23 protein-coding genes are annotated in these 26,324 nt (G+C 38.3%); 12 read left to right on the top strand and 11 right to left on the bottom strand.

All coding sequences use genetic code 11. From position 1 onward, the window contains the following. The first annotated feature begins 209 nt into the window (after nt 1–209). Nucleotides 210–1,172 carry a bile acid:sodium symporter family protein gene (locus tag J7E66_RS22055; protein WP_215003821.1) on the top strand — a complete coding sequence of 321 codons (963 nt, stop codon included), beginning with the start codon at nt 210–212 and terminating at the stop codon, nt 1,170–1,172. Between the two features lie 106 nt (nt 1,173–1,278). Here J7E66_RS22055 and J7E66_RS22050 read toward each other — a convergent pair whose 3' ends face one another. After that, on the bottom strand, nt 1,279–2,895 hold the full coding sequence (locus J7E66_RS22050; RefSeq protein ID WP_215003819.1) for an immunoglobulin-like domain-containing protein: 1,617 nt from the start codon (nt 2,893–2,895) through the stop codon (nt 1,279–1,281). A gap of 185 nt (nt 2,896–3,080) precedes the next feature. On the opposite strand from J7E66_RS22050, the gene J7E66_RS22045 reads away from it, so the two are divergent. Continuing rightward, nucleotides 3,081–3,812, top strand: coding sequence for an ABC transporter ATP-binding protein (locus J7E66_RS22045; protein WP_215003827.1), 732 nt, complete (start codon nt 3,081–3,083; stop codon nt 3,810–3,812). Further along, nucleotides 3,809–4,561 carry an ABC transporter permease gene (locus J7E66_RS22040; RefSeq protein WP_215003817.1) on the top strand — a complete coding sequence of 251 codons (753 nt, stop codon included), beginning with the start codon at nt 3,809–3,811 and terminating at the stop codon, nt 4,559–4,561. Before J7E66_RS22045 ends, J7E66_RS22040 begins: the two co-directional genes overlap by 4 nt. 75 nt (nt 4,562–4,636) lie before the next feature. On the opposite strand, the gene J7E66_RS22035 is transcribed toward J7E66_RS22040, so the two are convergent. Then, a complete protein-coding gene (locus J7E66_RS22035) occupies nt 4,637–5,746 on the bottom strand; it encodes an FtsZ/tubulin family protein (RefSeq protein ID WP_215003815.1) in 1,110 nt (369 codons plus the stop codon). A gap of 446 nt (nt 5,747–6,192) precedes the next feature. After that, nucleotides 6,193–6,672, bottom strand: a complete 480-nt coding sequence (locus J7E66_RS22030) for a sigma-70 family RNA polymerase sigma factor (protein WP_215003812.1) — start codon at nt 6,670–6,672, stop codon at nt 6,193–6,195. 529 nt (nt 6,673–7,201) lie between these two features. Between J7E66_RS22030 and J7E66_RS22025 the strand changes: the two genes are divergently transcribed. The 7 genes from J7E66_RS22025 (at nt 7,202) to J7E66_RS21995 (ending at nt 15,310) form a co-directional block, all read left to right on the top strand. Next, nucleotides 7,202–8,650, top strand: coding sequence for a L,D-transpeptidase family protein (locus J7E66_RS22025; RefSeq protein WP_215003810.1), 1,449 nt, complete (start codon nt 7,202–7,204; stop codon nt 8,648–8,650). Nucleotides 8,651–8,854: 204 nt separating this feature from the next. Then, complete coding sequence (locus J7E66_RS22020) at nt 8,855–9,277, top strand: HIT family protein (protein ID WP_215003808.1); 423 nt, start codon at nt 8,855–8,857, stop codon at nt 9,275–9,277. A gap of 441 nt (nt 9,278–9,718) precedes the next feature. After that, nucleotides 9,719–10,807, top strand: a complete 1,089-nt coding sequence (locus J7E66_RS22015) for a HupE/UreJ family protein (RefSeq protein ID WP_215003806.1) — start codon at nt 9,719–9,721, stop codon at nt 10,805–10,807. 169 nt (nt 10,808–10,976) lie between these two features. Next, on the top strand, nt 10,977–12,560 hold the full coding sequence (locus tag J7E66_RS22010) for a bifunctional metallophosphatase/5'-nucleotidase (RefSeq protein ID WP_215003825.1): 1,584 nt from the start codon (nt 10,977–10,979) through the stop codon (nt 12,558–12,560). A gap of 20 nt (nt 12,561–12,580) precedes the next feature. Next, nucleotides 12,581–12,721, top strand: coding sequence for a hypothetical protein (locus tag J7E66_RS22005; RefSeq protein WP_215003804.1), 141 nt, complete (start codon nt 12,581–12,583; stop codon nt 12,719–12,721). Nucleotides 12,722–13,285: 564 nt separating this feature from the next. Continuing rightward, entirely contained in the window at nt 13,286–14,839 is a 1,554-nt protein-coding gene (locus J7E66_RS22000) for a peptidase G2 autoproteolytic cleavage domain-containing protein (protein ID WP_251033079.1), read from the top strand. 312 nt (nt 14,840–15,151) lie between these two features. Continuing rightward, nucleotides 15,152–15,310: a hypothetical protein gene (locus J7E66_RS21995; protein ID WP_215003802.1), complete on the top strand. Its 159-nt coding sequence runs from the start codon at nt 15,152–15,154 to the stop codon at nt 15,308–15,310. 545 nt (nt 15,311–15,855) lie between these two features. On the opposite strand, the gene J7E66_RS21990 is transcribed toward J7E66_RS21995, so the two are convergent. Both J7E66_RS21990 and J7E66_RS21985 read right to left on the bottom strand, forming a co-directional pair. Beyond that, on the bottom strand, nt 15,856–17,205 hold the full coding sequence (locus tag J7E66_RS21990; RefSeq protein ID WP_215003800.1) for an MFS transporter: 1,350 nt from the start codon (nt 17,203–17,205) through the stop codon (nt 15,856–15,858). A gap of 253 nt (nt 17,206–17,458) precedes the next feature. Beyond that, complete coding sequence (locus tag J7E66_RS21985; RefSeq protein WP_215003798.1) at nt 17,459–18,229, bottom strand: IclR family transcriptional regulator; 771 nt, start codon at nt 18,227–18,229, stop codon at nt 17,459–17,461. A gap of 324 nt (nt 18,230–18,553) precedes the next feature. Between J7E66_RS21985 and J7E66_RS21980 the strand changes: the two genes are divergently transcribed. Continuing rightward, nucleotides 18,554–19,423: a DUF1002 domain-containing protein gene (locus tag J7E66_RS21980; protein ID WP_215003796.1), complete on the top strand. Its 870-nt coding sequence runs from the start codon at nt 18,554–18,556 to the stop codon at nt 19,421–19,423. A gap of 322 nt (nt 19,424–19,745) precedes the next feature. Here the strand turns inward: J7E66_RS21980 and J7E66_RS21975 are convergent, their stop codons facing one another. The 5 genes from J7E66_RS21975 to J7E66_RS21955 form a co-directional block, all read right to left on the bottom strand. Next, entirely contained in the window at nt 19,746–20,978 is a 1,233-nt protein-coding gene (locus J7E66_RS21975) for a molybdopterin-dependent oxidoreductase (RefSeq protein ID WP_215003794.1), read from the bottom strand. Between the two features lie 13 nt (nt 20,979–20,991). Next, a complete protein-coding gene (locus J7E66_RS21970) occupies nt 20,992–21,981 on the bottom strand; it encodes a HAMP domain-containing sensor histidine kinase (RefSeq protein ID WP_215003792.1) in 990 nt (329 codons plus the stop codon). A 47-nt stretch (nt 21,982–22,028) separates the two neighbouring features. Then, nucleotides 22,029–22,742 carry a response regulator transcription factor gene (locus J7E66_RS21965; RefSeq protein ID WP_215003790.1) on the bottom strand — a complete coding sequence of 238 codons (714 nt, stop codon included), beginning with the start codon at nt 22,740–22,742 and terminating at the stop codon, nt 22,029–22,031. A gap of 281 nt (nt 22,743–23,023) precedes the next feature. Next, the gene (locus J7E66_RS21960) at nt 23,024–23,884 is read right to left on the bottom strand and encodes a hypothetical protein (protein ID WP_215003788.1); all 861 of its coding nucleotides are present in this window, start codon (nt 23,882–23,884) and stop codon (nt 23,024–23,026) included. 296 nt (nt 23,885–24,180) lie between these two features. After that, nucleotides 24,181–24,603, bottom strand: coding sequence for an organic hydroperoxide resistance protein (locus tag J7E66_RS21955; protein ID WP_215003786.1), 423 nt, complete (start codon nt 24,601–24,603; stop codon nt 24,181–24,183). 179 nt (nt 24,604–24,782) lie between these two features. On the opposite strand from J7E66_RS21955, the gene J7E66_RS21950 reads away from it, so the two are divergent. Then, a complete protein-coding gene (locus J7E66_RS21950) occupies nt 24,783–25,223 on the top strand; it encodes a MarR family winged helix-turn-helix transcriptional regulator (RefSeq protein WP_215003784.1) in 441 nt (146 codons plus the stop codon). Between the two features lie 835 nt (nt 25,224–26,058). On the opposite strand, the gene J7E66_RS21945 is transcribed toward J7E66_RS21950, so the two are convergent. Then, on the bottom strand, nt 26,059–26,324 hold a 266-nt coding region (locus J7E66_RS21945; protein ID WP_215003782.1), incomplete at its 5' end, for an IS3 family transposase.

Here is a 26,324-nt window from a genome sequence, read left to right as displayed (position 1 = left end):
GACTTTTTCAGTGGCTTCGGACGGTTCTCTTGGTCAAGCCGCATTTGAGTTTGCGATATCAATGATGATGAGAGCAGAAAGCATCAACAATAGACAGAAAATTTCGTAACATTTTGTAGGAATATATTGATTTTTTTAAATATTTATTCTAATATAATGTGTATTAAATTTATTAAATTAGTCGGAATTAATTTATAGGGGGAATTGTTTTGGAAGTCATCGAGAAAATCAGCAGCTTTGCTGGGAAAACATTTACGTTATGGGTATTGATTTTTGCGGTTTATGCTTATCTTAATCCTGGTAACTTTGTGTGGCTGGGAGGTTATATTGTTCCTCTATTAGGAATTGTTATGTTTGGAATGGGCCTGACACTCGAGCTATCGGATTTTAAAGAAGTATTTAGAAGACCGAAAGAAGTGGCGCTTGGGGTCATCGGTCACTTTATCATTATGCCGTTACTTGCCTTTTTATTGGCGGTCGGACTCCATTTACCTGAAGAAGTTGCTGTAGGTGTCATTTTAGTAGGATGCTGTCCAAGCGGAACTGCTTCCAATGTTATGGTGTTTCTAGCAAGAGGAAATGTGGCACTTGCCGTTGCAATTGCCTCAGTTTCTACGATTCTTGCACCAATTGTTACACCATTGCTTATTCTTCTGTTTGCGAGCAAATGGGTTGATGTCAGTGTTGCTTCCTTATTCCTTTCGATTGTACAAGTTGTCATTGTTCCATTAGCAGCTGGCTTTATCATTAAAAAGTTCTTTGGCAAACAGGCAAAAGCCGGTGCAAAAGCATTGCCGCTTGTTTCCGTTATTGCGATTGTGTTAATTGTATCTGCTGTCGTAGCAGGCAGCGCGACCAAAATTGCTGAATCGGGTCTACTTATTTTTGGTGTAGTAATCCTTCATAATCTGCTTGGATTCTTCCTAGGCTTTTTCTTTGCCCGTTTATGCGGGATGGACCTTGCAAAACAAAAGGCTGTAGCAATGGAAGTTGGTATGCAGAATTCGGGCTTGGGAGTCGCTATCGCTACCGCTCATTTCTCGCCTTTAGCGGCAGTACCAAGTGCCATTTTCAGTGTCTGGCATAATCTATCTGGCTCCGTTCTCGCTAATATTTTCAGCCGGATGAAAGAAAAAGATCAAAATGATCAAAGTAGTAAACAAGCAGTCTGATCCTGAAGACCATTCGCCTAAATTTAATATAGCAGAGAAAAACCACCTTTTAAGATTGTAAAAGGTGGTTTTTCTCTGCTTGGGAAAGGGGACAATATCCCTGTTCCTATTTTACTGTAATCATCCGCTTCACTACTGTCTTGTTTTGGGATTTATCAGTAACAGTGTACGTTAATGTATAGGAACCTTTTTTCTTTGTATTAACCGTTCCTGTAACTTTTATCTGACTGGTTAAACTGCCATCTAAATTGTCTTTTGCGGTTACCCCTGTTTTCGGATTGAAGGAAGATTTGTAACGAATGGTTATATTTTTAGCCCCAGAAATGACTGGCTTTGTACTATCAATCGTGATTTTTCTCGTAACAGTGGTAACGTTCTTTGAATTATCAGTGACCGAGTACTTTAATGTATAAGTACCCTTTTTCTTCGTATTAACGGTGCCGCTGACGGTAATTTTACTAGTCAAATTACCGTCAATATTATCGCTCGCCGTTACACTTGCTCTTGGATTAAATGAAGAATTTAGTCTAATTGTTTTGTTATTAGCACCTAAAATGATAGGTTTCACATTATCATATACAGTTATTCTTCTTTTAACTGTAGCCACATTCATAGACCTGTCAGCTACATTGTAAATTAAATCGTACGTGCCTAATTTCGTCGTATTAACCATACCCGTCACATGAATAGCACTTGTGATATCACCATCTACATTATCTAATGCTTTCACACCTGTTAAAGCATTAAAAGTGGATTTGATCGGAATAGATTTGCTTGTGGCACCTGTAATGACAGGTTTCACCGTATCCTTTATTATATAAGCTGAAGAAACATATCCTCTCATCTTATGGTCTTCGGTTAAAACAGGGTACCAAACAAATTGATTTGTAGAGTCATAAGTAAATTCTCCGTCAATGATCAATGCTGTATTTTTAGGTAAGGTTTTGAGAATTGAAGTACCTGGTGCTTCTCGCAATTTAACACTGTCCGCCGTCGTTACCACACGGTTTCCAACTTTAAAAAAATAAGCGGAGTTGTGTACTTGATCAGTTAGTGTGTATTCCAACCTATTAAACTTAATGCTTTCAGTGCTATCACGATCATAGTCAAAATCAGTTGTTTTAAATGGGTATTTGGCTAGTATGGTATCCTTTAAATAACTGTGCTCTTCTAATTTGGCAAAAACTTGTTCTTGATAAGCATCCTTATTTCTTTCACCGGTCTCTTGTTTCAGCGGACTGTTCACAGGTTTTGTCCCGTTGTATGCCATAACAGGGAAATACCAATTTTCAATCACCTGGCGTCCTGCCCCTTTGATTTTCGGCAAATCCGTTCGTGTATACATACTGCTAAGGACTCTTACACCGGTCTCAATATTATAGACGATATCGTTTTTTAACTTATCTTGGTCGTATTCCTTTTGATTGGTAAGCTGCATGAGACCGATACCACCATCTAGAGAAACAACAGGTTCACCCGCATCATCAAACTGCTCCCAGTTCCCATTTTCCTGTGTAGCCACGGCTTTTACTACTTCAGGAGGTATGTCCGCTTCTACTGCTGCATTCGTAAGTAAGCAGTTCATTTGCTGAAAAGCCGGGTTGACGTTCGGTTTAATCCCACCGCATTTGGCGGATAAATCTGACTCTGCAGAAGCGTTCACATTGAACAAACTAATAGTTAAACAGGTTAATATTCCTACTTTGAATAAGGGTATCTTCACGAAACAAAACTCCAGTCTATGAATATCTTTGTCTAGTATTATGATAACATAGTGACTGGTAATTTTGAAAGGACGCCGCTGTCAAGATTTGTTATTTTTAGGAAGATGACCTCGGAATATAGAATATGAAGAAAACAGAACAGTATGAGGGTTTGCTGTTTTCTTTTTTAAAGGAAGTGTATCTGATGACTTCAGGTTATAAACCCGCCGTGCATTTTAATCATGTCAATTATTCACTTGATGGAATCCATATTTTAAAAAATATTACGGGATCTTTCCCCGAAGGTTGTATTACCACTTTAGTGGGGCCTTCAGGAGCAGGGAAAACGACTTTGCTCAAATTATGTAATGGGTTGCTATCACCTGGTGTGGGAGAAATTCATATCAAAGGTAACATTATCTGCAGCTATGAACCCGTGGAATTACGCAGGCTTGTGGGGATTGCACTTCAAAGTGCGCCAATGATTAATGGCAGTGTTCTAAAAAATCTTGCCTTACCCTTAGCATTGCAAGGGAAACAACTAGCAGAAAAAGATGCAAAAAATTTATTGCATGATGTGGGGTTAGAGGAGGAATGTTTGCTTCGACCTATCAAGGATTTATCAGGAGGACAACGTCAAAAAGTATCGATAGCAAGGACACTTGTTAACCATCCACAAATATTATTGCTTGATGAAATCACTTCTTCACTTGATCGTGTATCACAGCTGGAAATCGAAGAACTCATTGTAAAAATTAATCAAAAATACGGGACCACTATCATCTGGATTACCCATAATTTACAGCAGGCAATGACGATTGGACACTACACTTGGGTCATGATGAATGGTGAGGTGATTGAAACAGGAAAAAGCAGCTTACTGCGCGCTCCTGTTAATGAGAAAGTGCAACTTTTTGTAAAGGGGGATATGGAATGAGTTATCTCCACTTAACTATTGCCCTTATTTTCGTTTTCCTTCCAATTATTTTATCCAAAACGCTTAAACTGGGACTGGAAAGAGACACCATCATAGCTGTGATACGTTCCATCATTCAATTATTGGCGGTTGGGTATATTTTGAAGTTTGTATTTGATTCCGAACATATGATGTATATTTTCCTGATGGTGACAATCATGATTGCCGCAGCGACACAAAGTGCCCGAAAAAAAGGCGTTTCTATAAAAGGGATCACATGGAAATTGATCGTCACATTATTAGTAATTGAAGTGCTGACACAAAGTATTTTATTAGGATTCAAGATCACACCTGCCACGGCCCAATACATTATCCCAATTAGCGGAATGGTCATCGGAAATTCGATGGTGCTCGCTATTCTCTTCCTCAACAGATTCACAGCAGAAGTAGAGGTGCATCAAGATGAGGCGGAACTCATCCTGTCACTCGGCGGAACACCCAAACAAGCCATACACACACAGCTCATCACTTCTATAAAAGCAAGCATGATTCCGACCATTGAGAGCCAGAAAACAATCGGCCTCGTCCAGTTGCCGGGAATGATGAGTGGCCAAATCATCGCAGGAGCCAACCCTATGCAAGCAGTCCAATTTCAATTGCTCATTCTCTTTCTCTTGTTAACAACCGCTGCAGTCACAAGCGCCATGCTCGGATATTTATCATACCCAAGCCTTTTCAACCAGCGCATGCAGTTACTAAGGGGGAAATAGTGCAAAAGGTGTCAGGCACCACGAAAAGACATTTGTCCATTTGTGGTGCCTGACACCAATAACTATATATTCCTCTTATTTTTGGTACTTATCTAACTTAGAGGTTACGGTGCTGGGCTTTCTCTCCTGAGGTTTGGCTTTTAGGGTTGATGCCCAAGCTATTTTTGATTCATATTTCTGGGTATGTTCCTTTTTGACTAGGTTCTGTAACCGATCTTTGTTTTTTTCTAGGGATTCCTCAAGGGCATGCATACGACGTGAAGGAAAGGCGAGTCCCGCCAAAATAGTCGTTACCGTTGGATCTGATTCCGAGAAGTAGGTCCCTTCGAATAATTCGAGTGGTTCTCCAATTCGTTCAAAAATGGATGGAACATTAATTAGTTTAGCCATTTTTTCTGGGCCTTCGTAGATTAACCCCGAGCGGATTACACCGGTTGACTCCACCGGACAGAATACGGAGGTAGCCCAAGATTGTTGTATTTTACTAGTAACATCTGAGGTTGTTTTTGCATCGGTAATTTGAGCAGAAGATATAATCGTTACTCCTCTTGTTCCCAAAATATTCATCAGATCAGTTTCGTCAAAGTTTCCGTAAAACGAGCTCTTTTTCGTTACTTGCAACACACTCTTAATGGCTTCCATGACTTGCTGATTAGAAGAAAGGTAGATTTGATGTTTACTGGATTGTGGGTTTAACTTTCTCATTTGATCATTATCAACTAGGAACACCGATGAAAGCGAGTTTATCTTGGAAAGCTCTTCAATACACTCTGTAGCATTGATGCGGTTACCTGTTAATACATTTCGATCAGGAACAATTGCAATGGCACCTATGTTAACGCCAGACAGATGTTCCAATAACAGATCAATCAATAACGGGCTCATCCCTGATCCAGTACCACCATCGGTTGAGAAGGCCACTAATAAAAGTTTAATTTTCTTAAAGGAATTCTTTACAAAGTCGACAATCTCTCGGTAGTTATCGTTAACCGCTTTTAAACCGATGGATCGATCCTGCCCAGCACCATTGTAACCAGGAACAAAATACTTCCTTTCCACTTTTGTGTTCACTATGCCATCGCGTTTGTTCGTATTGATAAGTGCGGTTTGAAACCCCATCGATGAAGCAACTTCCGCTAAATTACCGCCTGCTTGCCCGACTCCTAAAATCCCAATTGATTCCATCAGATCGCCTCCTTCATTACTAAAATGATACTCATGTTTTTCGAAAATAGACTTTTTCATTTAAAAAATGCCTAAAAATAGTAGTTGAAAAATGAATAAACCAACTGTGACTTAACAATCGCTACATATTAAAAATGGTGTCAGGCACCATGAAAGGACATTTGTCCATCTGTGGTGCCTGACACCAAGAACCATTCGCTGGCGAGGTGTAATTTTATACTAAATTTAAGCGGTTAAGGTGTTGAAAAGTAGTAAATAGCAGTAATCTTTACGAACATCCTAACAGAACATGTAAAACGATCTTGCTAGGTTAAAATAACCACTTAAATCTCGAGGAAGAAACATTAGATGAACCTATAAAGTACAACTACATTAAATAATGGGGTAAGAATGCTTTGGTCTGATATTGACGACCGGACGCACATATTTTTTATTCTCGTATTCTACTACCGTATTAAATTCTTTACTTTTTCTCTAGCACCACTGCGCCAACCTTTCACGGCTGATAAGGATACCTTTTCTAGTTCGGCAATTTCCTTGACCGATAGGCGATCACGGATGGTATACAGGAGCCATTTCTTTTGATTCGGTGTCAGTGTTTCGCAGTAGGATAATAGAATTTCCTCCTGTAATGGGTCATCCGAATAGGGATCTGCTGCCAGGTCCCAGAATTGCTCATCAGGGTGAACATTTCGTTCTTGGTCTTGGTGTAATTTTTTCAATTCCATCAGAAGATAGCCTTTGATATAGGTGTAGGCATAGTTGGTGAAGCTCCCTTTTTGGGGGTCAAAGCGCTGGCTTGCTTCCCAAAGGGCGATGAGACTGTGCTGATAGAATTCCTCATGGTGTTTGTAAAGGTGGAGCGAGTGCATGATTTTATGGAGCATGGGCTGGTACTGGTCGACTAACTGTTCAAAGCTTTCCAAGGGAAAGTCCTTTCAGAAAGCGCGCTTTTCATGTATTCCCGGGTACCTCTACCATAGCGGGAATGCTCGATCGTATCGAACGGACAATATTCACTTTTGGAAGGGATTTTGGGCTAATTGAGGTGATTTTTGCTAGCAAATTTGATTTTTGGAGGCGTTTTTTGGAGTTTCAGTCGATTTTGGGGTGAATTACGGATGCTTACTACATAATTATTGGAATTTACTACATAATCCCGTACACTTATTACATAATTTACGAAACTTACAACATTTGCTGGATAATTATTGGAAATCACTTAAAAAAAGAAAGCTCAGTCCGAACCAACCTTAACTTCAGGCAACCAAATTACAAAAAGACAAAAAAATTTCACGCAGATACAAAATGTGACAAAGTTCACACTTTATATCTAGTAGAATAGTAGTAAAATTTGAGAATTGATACTATAATTTATATTTATGATGCAAAACCAAAAGCTTCAAGTCGAAAGACGTCGAAAGCTTGATTGTTAGGTATGCGGGGGGAATTTTAATGGAAAATGCTGTGAAAGAATCAGTGGAAGAAATTGGAGAACGGCGGTCGAAATCTTTTAAATGGTATACGAACTGGAAGTTTATTACAACGGGTATAATCATTATTATAGCGCTCATATTTGGGGCAATCAGCTATTATCAGGCAAACCATTTTAATGCAAATATCAAGATTAATGGCGTAAATGTCAATGGACTGACTGCTGATGAGGCACTTAACAAATTAAACACAGCTGTTTTAAAAAACGTCGTCTTTGTCGGGCAACAACAAATTTTTGATGGACAAGATACGAAAATGGGTTTTACAGATAAGGATCTAGCAGGTGTTGAAAAAATATTAAACAGCCAGCGAACGTATTTTCCTTCTTCAAAGGCAAAAGAATTTTCATTAATGCCTAGCCAACCCGATCAGTATCGCAGCCAAGAGATGAAGAAACAAGTGGAAGAAAAGCTACTTTCAATGAATAAGAGTTTAACAGCGCCTAAAGATGCGAAGGCCAGTTTGGAACAAGGTAAAGTTGTCGTCTCGAAAAGTAATGATGGACAGCAGCTTGATTTTGCCAGTCTATTAAAGGACTACGAAAAGCAGGAATATACGAGTGAAATCCGTTTGAACCCTGTATATATCCAGCCAATCAAAGAAGACAGTCCGATTGTAAAAAATGAACAGAAAAGGCTAGAAGAACTCCTTCTGCAAACCGTTGATTATAAGGTACAGGATAAAGTTTTTTCGTTAAAAGGCAGCGAATTAATAAAAAATGCATCGGTGATAAAAGACTTGAAGGTCACGATTGACCCAAGTGATATTAACGAGAAAATTGCTGAAATTAATAGTTCTCAATCCACATTAGATAAAGATTTCACATTTAAGACCCATTCAGGAGCAGTCAAAACCGTAAAAGGAAAAGGCTATGGCTGGGCATTAGATGTGGAAAAAGAAACAACACAGATTAAGAAAGCTTTTGAAAAAGGCGAGAAATTGATCGCTGCTACTAATATTATCGGACATGGCTGGAGTGGTGAAGGCTATGGTTATGAAACGACATCAAACAATGGCATCGGTGATACATATGCTGAAGTTTCGATTGCACAACAGCGGATTTGGATTTACAAAAATGGTAAATTAGTCGTCACATCGAATGTTGTGACCGGGAAACACAGCACCGGTAATGATACATCAAAAGGAGTGTGGTATATTCTTTATAAACGAACACCTTCGATACTAACGGGCAGAGAACTCGGAGGAAAACCAGGTTATTCAGTAAAAGTTGATTATTGGGCTCCTTTTACGAATGATGGACAAGGATTCCACGATGCCGGCTTTCGGTCCAACTGGTCAAGTAATGCCTATCTTAATGCAGGATCACATGGCTGCGTCAACACACCGCCAGATGTTATGAAAACCGTATATAATAATCTCAGCACATACGAGCCAGTGGTCATCTATTAAACAATCGATTAGAGTCAGGAAATCGTCAATGATTTCCTGATTTTTTATTTGGAGTTTCTACTATTCTTGCTTCATCAAGTAAAAGACAAAAGCGATCATCCATCCTGACTGCCTAATAAGAAATCCAAATCTAAATATATTTTTCAAAACTGAGGTACTATAGAGATAGGTTCAAAATTCATAAATAAGTGAGGCAGAAAAAAGATGGAGTTAAATAAAGATTGTATGTATTGCATGAAGGATGAAAGACGAGACAATCTTATGATTGAAATAGGTGAGTTGGAGGTTTCAACAGTCTTTCTTTTTAAAGAACAGACGTATACTGGCAGATGTAATGTAGTTTATAAGGATCATGTTAAAGAACTATTTCAGCTCAGTCATGATGAATTAGCGGCTTTTATGAACGATGTAAAAAAGGTAGCTGCAGCGGTCGATCAGGCTTTCCAACCAAACAAGATTAATTATGGAGCGTATGGTGATACATTACATCATCTACATATGCACATTGTGCCTAAGTATGAAGGAAAAGAAAATTGGGGGTCCACTTTCGAGATGAACCCAGGAAAAACATACTTAACAGAAGAAGAATATCAGAAAATGATCGAAACAATAAAAGGAGCTCTGTAACATCTATATGAAATTGTTTTTTCAAATTTGATGTGTTTTAAGGGAGGCTTGGTTCCGAAAAAACTGAAATTAATCAACCTAAAAAGGTGATACAGAAATTTGTATCACCTTTAATTATGGCTTTTTTAAAACCGCTCTATTTATGATAAGGTTCCCCCGTAACAAGGCTATCGCAAAATTTTTATCCAAGTTATTTTAGCTCCTTAAAATTGGAACGGTTTATGAATAAATCAAATACTAGTATCATATGTTTTTTCCGTGTTGCTTAATAGATTTCCGAAGAATTATCCCGTGGTTAGCAAAATGGGAAGCCGCAAGCAATATCGTTCCTGTCGTAGGAATCAATTTTGAACCATGCAAGCTTGTTCTTTCCTCTCCAGTTCATTCTTTTATTCTCAAGTAAATGTTTCTCGGGTTACTAGATCTTAGGGGGGATTCACAATGAAAAAAACCTATTTACCTCTCATTTCGATTATTATTTTTCTGGGACTTTTCTTTTTATCCTCCAATACCGATAAAGCGTTCGCACATTCCGGAAGCTACGGCTTTGCTAAAATCGGGGCGGACGGAGATACGGTAAGAATCACCCTCCTTATCGATTCTTTAACCATTGCCGAATTCCCAGGTGTGGATGCCAATCATGATGAGATAATCGATCAAGATGAATTGAAAAACGCCTACGACGAGGTGGTTCGTCCCTATATTGAAAGAGGCTTGGCAGTAAAAAATAATGGCCGCGTTTTGTCTATGAACCATGAACTTCAATCGGTCCCCCAACTGTCGATGATTCAGATCGATTTATTTTTTAAGGATTCTTCCAAAATCGGGACAGTGTCAATTCTTTATAATTTGTTTTTTGACCGCTCCGAAAACAAACATACGAATGTTGCCACATTTAAAACGTTAGACGGAAAATCGTTCGAATATATATTTTCTAAAGATAAAAAGGAGTGGACAGGAACGTTTGGTGAAGCCCCGGGATTTTTTGACACGGCTTTTCAGTTTATATGGCTTGGAATCGAACATATATTAACTGGGTACGACCATATTTTGTTTTTACTGGCCCTTTTTTTGGTAAAAATGAAGTTTCGAAGTATGGCGGCCGTCGTCACCTCCTTTACTATTGCACACAGCAGCACACTCATTCTAGCAGCTTTGGACGTCGTGTCCCTGCCTTCCCGGATTGTAGAAGCGACGATCGCCCTTACCATCTTTTACGTGGCGCTGGAAAATCTTTGGTTACGGGATTTTCAGCACCGCTGGGCGTTAACGTTTGTCTTTGGATTGATACACGGATTTGGTTTTGCCGGAGTGTTGCAGGAAATCGGGTTGCCTAAAAACCACGAACTCACTGCGCTGTTTACCTTCAACCTTGGAGTTGAATTGGGTCAATTGCTCATCTTGGTCTGTCTCTACCCTCTGATTCGAAAAGTGGAAAATTTCCGCTGGTGGCCAAGAGCTGTACAAACCGGTTCCGTCCTGGTGGGATTTGCCGGATTGTATTGGTTTGTGACGCGTGTTTTTACCTGAAATTTTTCCACTTATAAATTAACTTAAAATTTATGGGAATGTTATCTAAATTTAACAATTTCTCCTTATCCTAAAGTAGTAATCCACTAAAGGATTGGGAGGGGAGAACTGAGTGAGGGCAACTTTGAATTGGGACGCAGTGAAAAAAGCAATTCCTGCTATTGTTCTTATGACCACAATATCTGCAGGTTTTGTTTTGGCCAACGGAAATTCTGAATCTCCAGGCATACCCAAAAACACCGAGAATGATAAGAACCGTTTCATTCAAGTACAATTACTCGGCCTTAACGATTTGCATGGACAATTGGACAGGACCCGAAAATTTAACGGAAGGTATATGGGCAAAGTCGAATATCTAGCAGCCTATTTGAAGCAAAGGAAAGGGGAGAACAAAAACACTCTTTTGGTCCATGCAGGTGACATGGTGGGTGGCAGCGCACCCGTATCTTCGCTTTTGCAAGAGGAACCTACGATTGAAGTGTTGAACAAAATAGGCTTTCATTTGGGAACGTTAGGGAATCATGAATTCGATCGGGGTGTGAAAGAAATGATGCGCCTGATCCACGGTGGAACCAACCCGAAGGACGGATACTTTGAAGGTGCTCAATTCCCTTATGTATGTGCCAACGTTATTGACGAAAAGACGGGTAAACCAATTCTCCCTCCCTATGAAATTAAAAAATTTAATGGCATACCGATCGGATTTATTGGAGTTGTATTGAGCGATACGCCCAAGATTGTGAATGCGAGTTTATTAGTAGACGTAAAATTCACAGATGAAGTGAAAGCCATTAATAAAGCAGTGGCAGGACTCAAAAAACGAGGCGTTAAAGCTATCGTCGTTCTTGCACACAAAGGTGGCAGTCAGTCCGCCCTGACTGGTGCTGCTGCCGGAGACATCATTGATATCGCCAAAAAGGTGGACGATGAAGTAGACGTGATGTTCGGCGGTCATACTCACACGTATCTTAACGCCAAAGTGGACGGAAAGCTGCTTGTTGAAGCTTATTCTTACGGAACAGCTTTCTCCGACGTCGACTTGGAGCTTGATCCGGCAACTAAAGAGATTGTGACCAAAAAAGCTGAAATTGTAAACGTCTATCAGGACGCCATCAAACCGGACGAGGAAATTAAGAAAATGATGAAAAAGTACGAGGCCAAGGTCGCTCCCATTGTAAGTAAAGTCGTTGGAACGGCTGCAAATGACATTACCGGCATTAGGAACAAAAACGGTGAATCCGCTTTAGGAAATCTGATTGCCGATTCCCAACGAAAAGCCATGAACTCTGACTTTGCTTTTATGAACCCTGCTGGAATCCGGGCCGATATCCAAGCTGGGGAAGTCAATTGGGGAGAGCTGTTCACCATTCTACCGTTTAAAAATAATCTAGTTAAAGTGACTTTGACCGGCGACCAAATTCGCCGAGTCTTGAATCAGCAATGGCAGCCGAAGGGAATCGTGCGTATGCTGCAAATTTCCGGACTGAAATACACCTGGAGCGGACCTAAAGGAACGAAAAGAAAGGTCCTTGATATCTTCCGTGCTGACGGGACTCCTATTAACCCTGATTCCAAATATACAGTTACGGTTACCAGTTACCTGGCTAATGGCGGTGACGATTTCACCGTTTTCCTTGAAGGGACCGACAAAGTGGACGGTCCGGTTGACATCGATGTCTTTGAAAATTATGTGAAGCAGCTGAAGCAGCCATTTACTTCTTTGATCGAAGGACGGGTCACGAAAATTAATTAAACCCATGTTAGGAGACCAGCTTGCTTTCTCAACCGCTAGAAGCAGAAAATGAAATTCCCTGGAAGGGATCTATGTTAAACGACAAAAATATGATTCTATTACAATTGCACCGTTCAGATTTATGGGGAACGGTGTTTTTTATTTGTGATCGCGACGGTTAAACTGGACTAATTTTTTCAGGAAATTTACAAACTCTTTAGAAACATTTTGAGAGTCCTTAATCCTTGCCATTTCTTTATTTGCTAAAATTGAAATGTTCAAACAAAAGGTGACCGTTTCAACCTCAACTGCAAATATACTTGTGGAAGTTTATTTCGCTCCTGAAGACAATTCTGATGGATAATTAAAGGAAAAAAACTCAAATAATAATGAGGTGATCAATTATAAAATAACCTTTGATATTAATTATTTTACACTTTAGAAAGTTTGTCCATACCATTGTTCCTCTAAAACATAAAATAATTATTAAGAGTTTCTTACTATCTTTCATAAAAAAAATCTATGATAAGCCCATGGGGTATAACCATTATAATGTTACATTTCTTATTACTCATCTGTTCTGTCTTTGATTAGGGGCACTTCCAGGATATTTACTAGCTAGGAAAGTAATGAAAACTCATTCATCATCTACTACTTTTATCATTATTTTAATAAATTTGATTGTTTTGATAGATAGAACTCTTAACAATTTTTCTATAAAATTTTATTAAAGGAGAGGAATAATCTTGGCCAATGGATGTAATCAGAATCCCTTAGGAACCTGTTCGGAAGCAGAGGGAATTGGTACAATCTCTAATGGTTCAGCCTCCCATGCGGAAGGAATTAATACAAGAGCTGTGGGAAATGCTTCCCACACAGAAGGTTATATTACCGAATCGGCAGCTGATACGGCACACGCCGAAGGGACAACTACCACAGCCAGAGGAGTGGCTTCCCATGCAGAAGGATACTCCACGACGGCCGGTGGAGCACATGCTCATGCAGAGGGAAACCATACAATCGCTAGTGCTCAGGACTCTCACAGTGAGGGACGGTTCACAACAGCCAGTAATTTAGCTGCCCATGCAGAGGGAAATTTGACGACCGCATCGGGCATTGCTTCCCATGCAGAGGGAGAAAATTCTGTCGCTAGCGGACTCGTTTCTCATGCGGAAGGTCAAGGTACGATGGCACAAGGAGAATCTTCGCATGCGGAAGGCGACCAGACGGCAGCAAACGGAAGGGCGTCTCACGCGGAAGGAAACTTGACAGTGGCTGGTGGCATTTTTGCCCATGCAGAGGGGCAACGCTCCGTAGCTTCCGGGGATCTTTCCCATGCACAAGGAAATCAGACGCAGGCACTCGGCCAAAACTCTCATGCAGAAGGCGCTCTTAACATTGCGAGCGGCTTCACTTCGCACGCGGAGGGAGTGAACACGGTGGCTTCCGGATTTTTCTCCCATACGGAGGGGCAATCGACGGATGCGAACTTTTTGGAAGGCGTTCATATCATGGGGAAATTTGGTGCGGCAAACGAACTGCCGTATTCGTGGTACCTGGCTAATGGTACGGATGCTTCGACTCCGGGTTTGGCCGCTAAAATATTAAGCGACGGTAACGTCAAAATTGACGGAGCCGTCTCTACCCCGGCAGCAGATTATGCGGAAATGTTCGAAACGACAGATGGGAATCCGATCGATTTCGGCTACTTCGTCACGTTAGAAGAGAATAAAGTGCGCATATCAAATGGTCAAGATGATTATATACTAGGTATCACAAGTGCAAGGCCTGCTTTCTTGGCCAATAGCGGAGAGATGCGATGGAAGAACAAGTACATGACTACTGAATGGGGAGAAATTTTGTACGAAGACATCCCAATTTCTGCGGTTTTTGACGCTGACGGTAATGTCATCGTGCCGCAACGGACAGAACACAGTCCGGTCTTGAACCCTAAATGGGACTCTACTAAGGAATATATTCCACGGTCCGAAAGACCGGAATGGGTGGCGGTTGGTCTAATGGGACAACTTCTAGTTCGGGATGATGGCACATGTAGGGTGAATAGTTATTGCAAACCAAACAATGAAGGGATTGCAACAGCCTCAGACCAAGGTTATAGAGTCATGAAACGTACAAGTCAAAATCAAGTCTTGGTTGTCGCTCCTCAGCTTTATAGAAATCCTAATAACAACACAGTTGATTATCTAGTAAAACTAGCAAAATTAAAAGAACAGGGCTACCTTACTGAAGAAGAATTTCAGATTGAAAAGAAAAAGTTATTAAAACAAAAAGGTAATTAAATTGAATCTACATGATATTAAAAGATCTTATGATGTAATAGTCAGTTCATGATTTTCCTATACTTCCAGATCAAACTCTTACTAAATTTTACCATATAAAAATTCTTTATTTGTAACTATAACTATATTGCATTTTATTTATTTCCATTATTGCATTATCATTGGTTTGAGGAAATGAATAAAAACTTCTTTAAATCCTAAAGTGCGGATTTCATCATGCTAAATCATCCTTGAGGTTAAACATAGCTTATGTATATTTTAGACGTTTGTCGGTAGGACAGAAATGATTTATAAAACATAGGAGGAATTTTTATGTGGATTATCACTCAATATTTAGATTCAAATATTTCCATGTTTGAATATGAAACAGAAGAAGCAGCAAGAAAGGCTCTCAAAAACATGAAAGGCTGTAAAATTCTTTCTGAAGTTGTATACTTCAATGATCCTTGTTTCCAGCAGGAAGCAGCTTAAGATATTTGCGTACTAATAAAGGATAGAAGGTTGAAAATGAGGCTAGCTCTCCAGTGCCTAACTGAACAGTCAGCCCTCATTCACAATCTAGAATATTAACGAATCACACTTAATAAAGGGCAAGTCGTTAGTTGTCTATTGATCTTCTAACGATCTACCCTTTTTTAATAAACAATTACTTTCATTTGTATCAAAAAGTAACTCGTAATTGACTCAAAACTGGTGACAGACAGGTACTGCTGATTTTTCCTTTGGATTACTCAATATTAAAAAATACCTAGCGAAAATTTGATTGGTGTTTATGAGGGATGCCGTCCTGGTCGGGGATGGTGTCCCTTTTTTGGTGGATTGTAGTGCCCGTCATAGAGGAAAGAATTCGGAAGGGGAAATTACTGCATACTTAAGGTCACTTACTACATAATCAATGAGGCTTACGACAAGATTGCGGCTACTTACTACATATATTACGAAACTTACGACATTTGCTGGAAAATAATTAACATGTCTAGAGCCATATGAAATGGCCCCAGACAGATGTCATGATGTTAACTCACATGGGTTGTAATCGACTCACTTTTGGTATCATTTTCATTAGAAAACGCATGTCTAACAGGTATGGAAGCTAGGGCCGCTGCTGCTATTAAACCAGGGATGGCAAAGGCAATGAAATTTAAGTGAATCGGTAACGAAACAGATAACAGGAATCCGCCTAAAAGTGGTCCGAGCATACCACCCATTCTTCCGATGCCAGAAGCCATCCCTAAAGCTGTGGATCTCATATTTGGAGGATAGTATTGTGACACATAGGCCTGGACTATATTTTGGGCACCGATGGTCGCAGCACCTGCAATGGCTACTAAGAGATAAATCAAAAATGAACTTCCTCCAAATCCGAGCAATGTCAACGCCACTGCTCCTGATGCATACATCGGAATGAGCATTTTTTTGGAGCCGTATTTATCACAAAGTCGTCCAATGATAAGCGTTCCGATAATGGCACCGCCTTGAAGGGTAATGAGGAAGGTTAGGCTGGAATTAAGCCCATATCCTGCTTCAATCATCAACTTAGGAAGCCAAGTATTTAAACCGTAGACCATCAATAAACAACTGAAAAAGGCGATCCAAAACATAACTGTACTTAATGCTCTTTTTTCTTTAAATAATCCAAAAATGGGAACTTTTGTTTCTTGTAATTTTATTTCTACGATTTCATCATGTTTATTAAATTTTGATCCGGGGCTTACCTTCGTAAGTGCAGAGATCAACTTTTCCTTTTTGCCTGTCCGTATCAGGTAGCTTGCTGTTTCAGGTAGTTGCTTATACATAAAAGGCAACAGTAATAGAGGCAGACCTGCAACCCAAAAGATCGATTCCCATCCGAACTTTGGCATTAAAAAGATTCCTAATAACGGAGCAAGGATTCCCCCAATTGAATAGCCGCATAATACGATGGAAACTATCATACTTCTCATGTTTTTAGGGGCATAATCTGTCAATAATGCGATGACATTTGGCATGATTCCTCCCAGTCCTAATCCTGCTAAAAAGCGAAAGGTTGAGAAAACAGTGGGTGTTTCTGCAAAGCCGCATAAGAAGGTAAAGAAACTAAACAAGACTAAGGTAATTGCAATTACGTTTTTTCTTCCAATCCGGTCTGCGAGTGTTCCGAAAAGGATGGCACCGAACATCATCCCAAATAATCCATAGGTTCCGATGGCTCCTGCTTCAACAGGGGAAAGGTTCCATTTCTCTATTAAAGTTGGGACGACGGTTCCATAGACGACTAGATCATACCCGTCGAACGATATGATGAAGAAGCTCCATAGTAGTAAGCCTAGATGAAAACGGTTAAATTTACTGTTAGCAATAATCTCTGTCGAATTAATTGTTGCCAAATTTTCTCCCCCTTTTTTCATTTCAAACTTAGTGAGAGCGCTTACGGTAATGCAATTAAGCTTGTAAGCACCATTCTGATTATAGATATAGTGAATATTGTTATCTAATTAGAGATTATAAAGGGCGATTTCTTTATTTTCAATATAAAAATTATAATATTTAAAGTTTTTTGTAAATTTTACGTATTTTTATGGTAAATACACACAAAAAAAAGCGGGGATGATCCCGCTTTTAGTTTCTTACTATTTATTCTTATTCCTCATTTGATAAAAATCCGAAACTACTTGAAATTTCTTTGCTGGTTTGGATGAAAAATTGACTTAGTTCTTCTTCTTCATTACTAGGGATTAACTCGGAAAAACCTACGATTGTTACGGCTCCAAGGAGTTTCTTTTTAAAGTTAAAGACTGGGAACGAAACGGAGGACACGGATGATACCAGCGGCTCCCTTGCAAAAGAGATTTCTTTTTCCTGAATCAATCTGCGTTCTACTTCCAGCTGGCTTACCTTTTCTGGAGGACTTTGTAGCAATTCCCTCGCTTTCCACTCACGAATCGTTTGCTCATCCATGAAGGCCATAAATACTTTGCCGGCTGAGGAATAAATGGGAAGTAAGGTCCCGATCTGAGCCCCAATATTATATCCTCGATTGGTGTTAATATCTTTAACGATCATTGGACCATTATGGGTCCAACTGGAATAAAGGACAGTGCTTGAACTTTTTTCGTTCAGCTCTTGTAAGTAAGGGGTGATCCGATCGATAACGTTTTCGTGATCGACTGCTGCCATTCCGTATTCAATTAACTTACTTCCCAGGACATAGGACCCGGTAGCTTTATCACGATAAAGGATTCCTAATTGTGTAAAGGTATTTAAGTATTTATAAAGATTACTTTTTGTAATCTGTGTTAGATCTTGAATATCGGTAAATTTTAATGGCCTTCCTTGTTTGGCCATTAAATCTAGGATACCCATTCCGATTTGTAATGATTGAATGGTCGTTCCTTTTTTGGTGACTTCCATTGTGAACCTCCTTTATACCCTCGTTATTATTTCCTATATTAGCATAGTGGTGAGTCATTCGCTCCCTGTGAAGCCTTTTTGTCATGCTTATTAAGCTTTTTGAGGCTTACTGTAAAGGTTGTAACATTATTATCTACCATGTAAGAATCTTAATAGATTTTTAACATAAAAGTTACCCATTCTTTCAATGAAAATCCCAACCTCTATGTTAAGATAATTCAAAGCCAATTTTTCAGGAAGTATTCTTTATTGATATTAAATATAATTGGCGAAACATTAACCATTCTTATATGAATGGTTGAATGTATAAAAGGAGGTCTTTTTTTGAAACGAAAATTACAAGCAATGTTTCTTGCCATACCGATGCTTTTCGCTGTTCCTTCTATCAGCTTTGCAGACGTAGCAGAAGGAGATGTCATTGTTACATTAGGAGAAAACCTAACCGAACAGCAAAAAAATGATATGTTAGCAGAGTTAGCGGTACCGGAAAACGCACAAATTATTACCGTATCCAATAAAGAAGAGCATGATTATTTAGGGGAGTCTATTCCTAAGGCACAAATTGGTTCTATTGCTATTTCATCAGCGAGCATCACAATCGGTGCCAAAGATTCCGGGTTAGACGTTCAAACGAACAATATTACATGGGTTACGGATGAAATGTATACAAATGCCTTGTTTACGGCGGGTGTAAAGGATGCGAAAATTCAGATTACCGCTCCGTTTTCTGTTACAGGTACAGCTGCTTTGACAGGAATTATGAAAGCTTACGAAACGACAACTAATGAAGAAATTCCTGAAGAAATCAAAAAAGTGGCGAATGAAGAAATGGTGAAAACCGCACAGCTCGGTGACTCCGTTGGAGCGGAAAATGCTGCTGCTCTCATGGGAAAAGTCAAGGATGAAATCGCCAAGCATGAACCGAAAACAGAAGCTGACTTGCGTGCATTAATTGAACAAGTTGCCACGGAGCTTGGGATTACTTTAAAAGATGCAGAGTTAGATATGTTAGTAGACTTCTTCAATAAACTAAACGCTATGGATATTGACTGGAACCAAGTAAAAGAACAATTTAGTGTTACGACAGAAAAAATCTCGACATATTTGCAATCTGAAGAGGGTCAGTCATTTTTTCAAAAGCTGCAAGATTTCTTAAATCGCTTACTTGATGAGGCTCGTGTCCTCTTTGCTTAGAAGGATAAGGGGAATGAGGAGATTTATTAATGGCTACACTCCAATCTTAGTTTTGGCATGTTTGTAATCGCGGTTTTGAAATTTATGATCAAGATAAGAATCCTTGAACACGCTGTAAAGGCGTGTTATTTTTTTGATTTCATGTGTACATAAATTAAAAAGCTCTTTCCATTTTATCGGAAAGAGCCTTTTTGCAGCTAAGGTGCAAAAAAATAAGGATAGTGCCAATAAATTTGGCAAATTGTTTTAAAAAAAGTTAATAAAATAGCGTTTTTAATATAAATAATGTGTCGATCATCCGGGTGGTGCCTTGCACCACTTTTTATGTTTTTCCAACCCAGGCATTTTCTGAGTATCCACGTTCTTCCCAGTACCCAATATGTTCATCTTTAATGAGTTCAATCCGGTTTAACCATTTAACGGATTTGTAAGCGTACATTTTCGGGACGATTAATCGAACAGGACCGCCATTCTGTTGATTAATTAATTTTCCATCTAATAACATGGCGACCATTATATCCTTCTCAATTGCTTGCTTTAGGGATAAGGTATCGGTGTAAACTCCATCAGCAGAATAAAATTTTACGTATTTTGCCTCTTTTTTAATACCTGAATTCTCAAGAAGCCTCTTTAATGGTATGCCTTCCCATGTGATATCATAAACGCTCCAGCCTGTTACACAATGGAAATCACTTACTTGTACATCCCGTTGAAGCTGAACAAATTCACTCCAATTATAATGTTTTTTCTGTTCAACTAGACCATCAATCGTCAAGCTCCAATTCTCATTGGTAAATTTCGGAACCTCTGTAACTGTATAATACCGAAAATCTCCCTTCTTGCCCCCGCCAATAGGCGGGGAGGAATTTAGCTCAGGCTCGGGCAAGGGCTTTAGTTGATTACCATCTGTTAAAGCTTCTGTCTCCCCGTATGTTGGGAGATAAGACCTTATCCATTTTGTAAAGGTTGGTAAAAAGGTAATAGCGATTAGGCTTCCGCTTAACACTTTTAAAAAGGTTCTTCTTTTATAAATCGGATTCCGGTCATCAATGATGATAGGTTCCTGTAAGCTCTTTTCTGATTGTTTTCCTTCCCCCAGTCGATTAAACCATTTACTGCGGGTAATGCTGTGATAGATGGCATATGGGGCCCCAATCCATGTGGCTATATCATGGACGAACAATGACCAGGAGCTAATATACGGTGGAAATTGTCTATGAAAGGTTAACAAAAAACCTGAAGCAATCAGTAGAATTAAGATCGTAAAGATAAGATAGAGATTGCGACGATTATTTTCCTTTTTTTGAAGTGTCTTGAGATGCTTCTTCATTTTAGGAAGATAAAACATCAAAGGTAGACAAAGAATGACTCCAATCCAAATATGAAGATCCCTGATCCATACTCTGACGGATGGAAAAATGGAACGAAAGGTAGAAGAAAATAAGATAAAACCTGTTATACTTAATACTAGAAATAAAATGGCATTAGAATGATGTAGTCGAATAAGTCTTTTGCCGAAATTCAACTTTCTTTGAAAAAAAAGTCTATAATTCATTCCTTACACCGACCTAACGTTTAATAATGGGGATAGTAACAGTAAAAGTACTCCCTTTTTCAAGCTCACTTGTCACACTAATAGTGCCGTCATGACTTTCCACGATCGTTTTTGCAATCGCTAGCCCCAGCCCAGCCCCTCCAAACTGTTGATTACGTGACTTTTCGACGCGATAGGTTCTTTCAAAAATATGTGGAAGCTCATCTTTAGATAATCCCTCACCAAAATCACAAATAGAAATTTCAAGCATGTGATCTGAAGGAAGGCACACATTGATATTAATTGTCCCATTTACTTCAGAAAACCTTATTGCATTATCTAATAGATTAAAGAGTAATTTTTGAAAATAGGAAACATCTACGTAAATTGCAGGGATCTGTTTAGGTAAGTCGGTTATAATTTCTAAGTTCTTTTTTTCTAAATGGATTTGCTCGTGCTGTAATACGGAAAGCAATAATTCATCAACATGGATTCTTTCTTTCTTAAGCTTAATGGCTCCTGAATCTAACAGAGAAAGCTGAAAGAGCTGTTTAATAAGTTGATCCATTCTTTCCGTCTCCAGTGAAATGGTTTTTAAATAACGTTGGAATGTTGCTTCGTCGTCAACCACTCCATCCTCAATCGCGGTTACGAAGGCCTTGATGGATGACATGGGAGTTCGCAAATCATGAGAAATATTGGCAACTAATTGTCTTCGAGAGGCTTCTGATTTTTTAATTTGAAGAAATGCCTCATTCAACTGTGTATTCATAATATTAAAGTGTCTCGTAAGCTCTTTTATCTCTGTGGGTCCTTCTTCAGGAAGAGAACCCGCAAATTTTCTTTTAGCAATTTGCTGCGACTGCATAGTGAGTAACTGAATAGAGCTCTCAATTGGCTTCGTAAATAAATAATGGATAAAGCTCGAGAGTACAGAAGAAAAAATCGTAATGAACGACAACCACATGATCACCTTATTAGGTAAAACCATATACAAATAACTAATGAATAAGAATGTAAACATTATAATGACACTTACACTATTGGCAATTAAAAAAATCCACTTTATTCTCATTGGATTTCACATGGCATAAATTTATAGCCAATACCCCAGACGGTTTGAATAAATTTTGGCGCAGAAGGATTTTCTTCCACTTTCTCTCGTAATCTTCTGATATGAACGGTAACCGTGGTGGTATCACCATCAAATTCTGTTTGCCAGACCTGGTAAAGAAGTTGCGAGCGGGAAAATACCTGCTTGGGATGTGAAGCAAGCAGGTATAGCAAATCAAATTCTTTCATCGTTAAATCGATTCGTTTTTGATTCAAAAAAACTTCTCGATTGACCGTGTTTATCGTGAATGGATCGGTTGTTATCATTGGTGAATGATCCTGATCGGTTACTTGGGAATAGTTTCGGTATTCCAATAGGCGACAAATGCTATTGACTCTAAGGACTAGTTCTCTTGGATTAAAAGGTTTTGTTATATAATCATTCGCACCAATGGTAAGACCAACCAAACGATCATATTCCTCTCCTTTGGCTGTCAAGAAAATAATAGGAATATCATCACTTTCACGAATGGCCTCACAGACTTTCCAGCCATCCATAATAGGCATCATTAAATCTAAAATGATAAGGGTAAAATCATTATCCTTCCATAGCCTAATGGCTTCTTCCCCGTTTTTTGCCGTCCAAACAAGATAGCCCTCGCGATCCAAATACCGTTGGCAAACATCCAAAATAGAGGGCTCATCATCCACAAGTAAAATACGCTTTTCCAAACACGATTCATCCCTTTAATAAATTTTCCTTAATTTTAACATGCTCAAGGGAAAAGTAATAAGCGGTAACCTATTTCGCATCCATTTTCTCATTGCTCTTCATATCTTTGCTAGGAATAACAATCCTACCATAGCCACTGTCATACCCAATACCTTCATACTTTTCATTTTGTTCTCTCCTTTGTTTTTTTGATATGTATAATCATAAAAAACAAATCTTACATGGATCAAAACAAAATATTAAATAAGTCTTACAATTTATTAATAAGTAAAGTTTTTTGTTAGGATAGATTTTTAACGGCTAATATTTGATTAGATAATCTTTTATCTATGAGTCCAACAAACAGGATAATAAATAAGGCTAAACATACATAGTACATCTGGTCCCATGGTACGAGACTGTGAAGGATTCCCATCTTTATTAAAACTTGATTCACTGTATAAATAAATAATCCTGTTAAAATATATTTTATCCACTTCGGTTTCCAATTGATTTTAACCATTACACAATAAAAAAGGCTTGAGCATAAATAGTAAATTGCTGAGAAGGCAATGGAATCGCGACCTACATTTTCAAACCATCCAGGGCGATAATATCGATTTAATAAAAAAAGCATTGGGAGAATGTGGGCACTGGCAGAAATGGAGCCAGTGATTAAATAGAGAATCAAATTGTGTTTGAATCCTCTTGAAGGCAGTAAAATCCATTTATAAAAAATCTTAGCCAAAGCATAATACATCGGGAGACCCAATCCGGTATATTCTAACCTCCACCAGTGATGTGTATAGATATGAAGCTTTAAAAATAACCATTCAATCCCTACAAAGTATCCGGAAAAAAAGACAATCCAAAGCCAATTTAAGTGAAAAGTTGCTATCAATGTTGCTGTGACCGGTAAAGACAATGCGTTTGAGAAAAACGCTCCTAATTCACTGTCATAAAAAGAATTATGCTTGATAATATTTGGGTTATAATCATAGCTTCCTAAGAAATTAAATATGGTGGTCTCGATAATATAACCATACCCAACCATTGTTAAATAAAGAAACAGGGTTTGCGTGTTTCTTTTTTTTAATAGTATAAAACAAAACAATATCGTGCTTGAAATAAGTAGAGCAAAAAACCAATAAGAATTATGCACACCGTTCACTCCGATAATTGCCGAATAAATAAAGTTTGTTTTAATAAATATTATTATATTATTGGAGATTCTCCAATTTTTATACAAAATTCTATGTAAGCCCTGCCTCTGGATACCGTCATTTTTCCGGCCCAACCCGACCTTCATTTTCTATTTTGCATCTACATATACCGGGCTTTTAGAAAGCAGATGGGTAAAGTGAACAAAAGAAAGAGGCTTACTCCTTGTTTTTAGGAGAGTTAGCCTCTTTTTATTTGATAATAAATCCACTTTAGGACGTTACTTGAAGGAAAAATTTAAATTACACTCATCATTAATTTTACATCGATATTCCCTTTTGTTGCTTTAGAGTAAGGACAAACACCATGAGCTTTCTTTACTAATTCCTCAGCCTCTGCGAATGATACCCCTTTTATTGACACGTTTATGACCGCAGCTAATTTGAATCCGCCATCGTGATCTTTTCCAAGTGAAACTTCCGCAGTAACTTTAGAGTCAATTCGTTTTCTCTCTTGTCTTGCGACCAAATTTAACGCACTATCGAAGCAAGCTGCATAGCCAGCAGCGAATAATTGTTCAGGATTTGTTGCATTTTCTTTTCCTTGACCGCCTAGTGATTTCGGCATTGATAGTGCTAAATTTAAGGTTCCATCACTACTTGATACTTTCCCAGCTCTACCACCCTCTGCTGTAGCACTTGCAGTGTACAATGTTTCCATAAAAAATCACTCCAAAATTTAGTTTTATAAAATTAAATTGTGTACAACTTATTTTATAAAACTATATTAGCAATAAAATAATCTACAGTCAACAATTAAATTGTGTAAAATTAATTTGTGGTTTAAATAAATGTTTATAGTATTATAATGGTACTGATGAAAGAAGAAAGGACAAGAAAATGGACAACAATAAATTAAAACTAGAGAACCAAATTTGTTTTAAGATTTATTCAGCAGAACGTGAAATCACTAAATTATACAGAAATTTATTAGAAGAGTTGGATGTCACATATCCTCAATACTTAGTAATGTTAGTACTATGGGAGGAAAAATCGGTGACTGTTAAAGGGCTTGGGCAAAAGTTATTTTTAGATTCGGGAACATTATCTCCTATGTTAAAGCGTATGGAAGGGAATGGTCTCATTGAACGCCGGAGATCCTTAGAGGATGAAAGAACGGTAATCATTTCATTGACTAAAAAAGGCGAAGACTTGAAGGGCAAAGCCCAATGTATTCCTACTAAATTAATAGAAAATTTGTCTTTGGACTTGGTGGAATTAAATAATTTAAACCAAACGCTATCAACCATTTTACACAGAATACAACAGATTAACAGTTGAATGTATTAGTTATGCCTGATTGTGTAGTATATGAAATTGACAGTGGCCATATAAAAAAGGGGCGTTAGGAAATAGTAAATAAAAAAATCTCAATTTACGAGACCTTTTCACTACTTTTACAACCCCTGTATAGAAAAGTCAAAAAGACCTTTTGAAGAAAGCTCAAAAGGTCTTCTTCTATTTACCTACTGCTGCAAGACCTGTCAGCTAAACAAGGTTCCTTTTTAAAAGAGTCTTTATTGAAGACAGTTCTCGACATTCTTTTCATGCATTTGAAGGGATAAAGTCAGGAATGAAGCATGCTGAAGGTACTTTTAATCAAACGTTTGAGTGGTGGGGAAAAGGCAGGAATTTAGTGAAATGATGTAAGTTCAGGAGAAATTTATCTGATTTTGGGGAATGGTAGATTATTTCCTGCGGAATTTACTTGCAGTTCTCGACAATTTCCCGACTTATTTGGAAGATTAAATGCTTTTAAATCAGTCCTGGCAGCTGTTTCAACCAAACGTTTGATTAGTATATCCTATATGGAATTTAGTCGAAAGAATGTCGGATTGAGGTATTTAATAGACTCTAGTTCTCTATGGATATTAAACTGGTCATACGGAAATTTTAAAAAGTTTATTATGTTAAATGCTATTGGCCAAGCAATTTTTGTATCTCCAATTACAAGGTTATTTACAAAATTAAAATTCTATAAATTAGTTCAATTTAACGAATTTCAATTCTTTGAATTCGGTTTTTTATTAGAAGACAATTTCGAAAAGGACAGTTATATAAAAAAGGCAAACTAGTATCTAAACTGTACCCGTTGTAAAGGACATTTTTAAAAAGGTTATGCTACATTTAGAAGATGATTTCTGTATTCAACAGGAGTCATCTTCTTTAAATTCCATTGATATCTAAAATTGTTATAGTAGGTCATATAACTCCTTATTTCTCTTTTAAGTTCCTCTAAGGAATTACATGGTTTTATATATGCTTCATCCTTAAAATGACCAAAAAAAGACTCTTGTGGAGCGTTATCCCAACAATTTCCTCTTCTTGACATAGATTGCCCTAGCCCTAATTTTTTTACATTGAATCGGCTACACTTAACTG

It is taken from the genome of Bacillus sp. ISL-7 (genome assembly GCF_018613065.1).
Note: the sequence above shows the minus strand (reverse complement) of the source record. Positions and strands in the feature narration are given on the sequence as shown.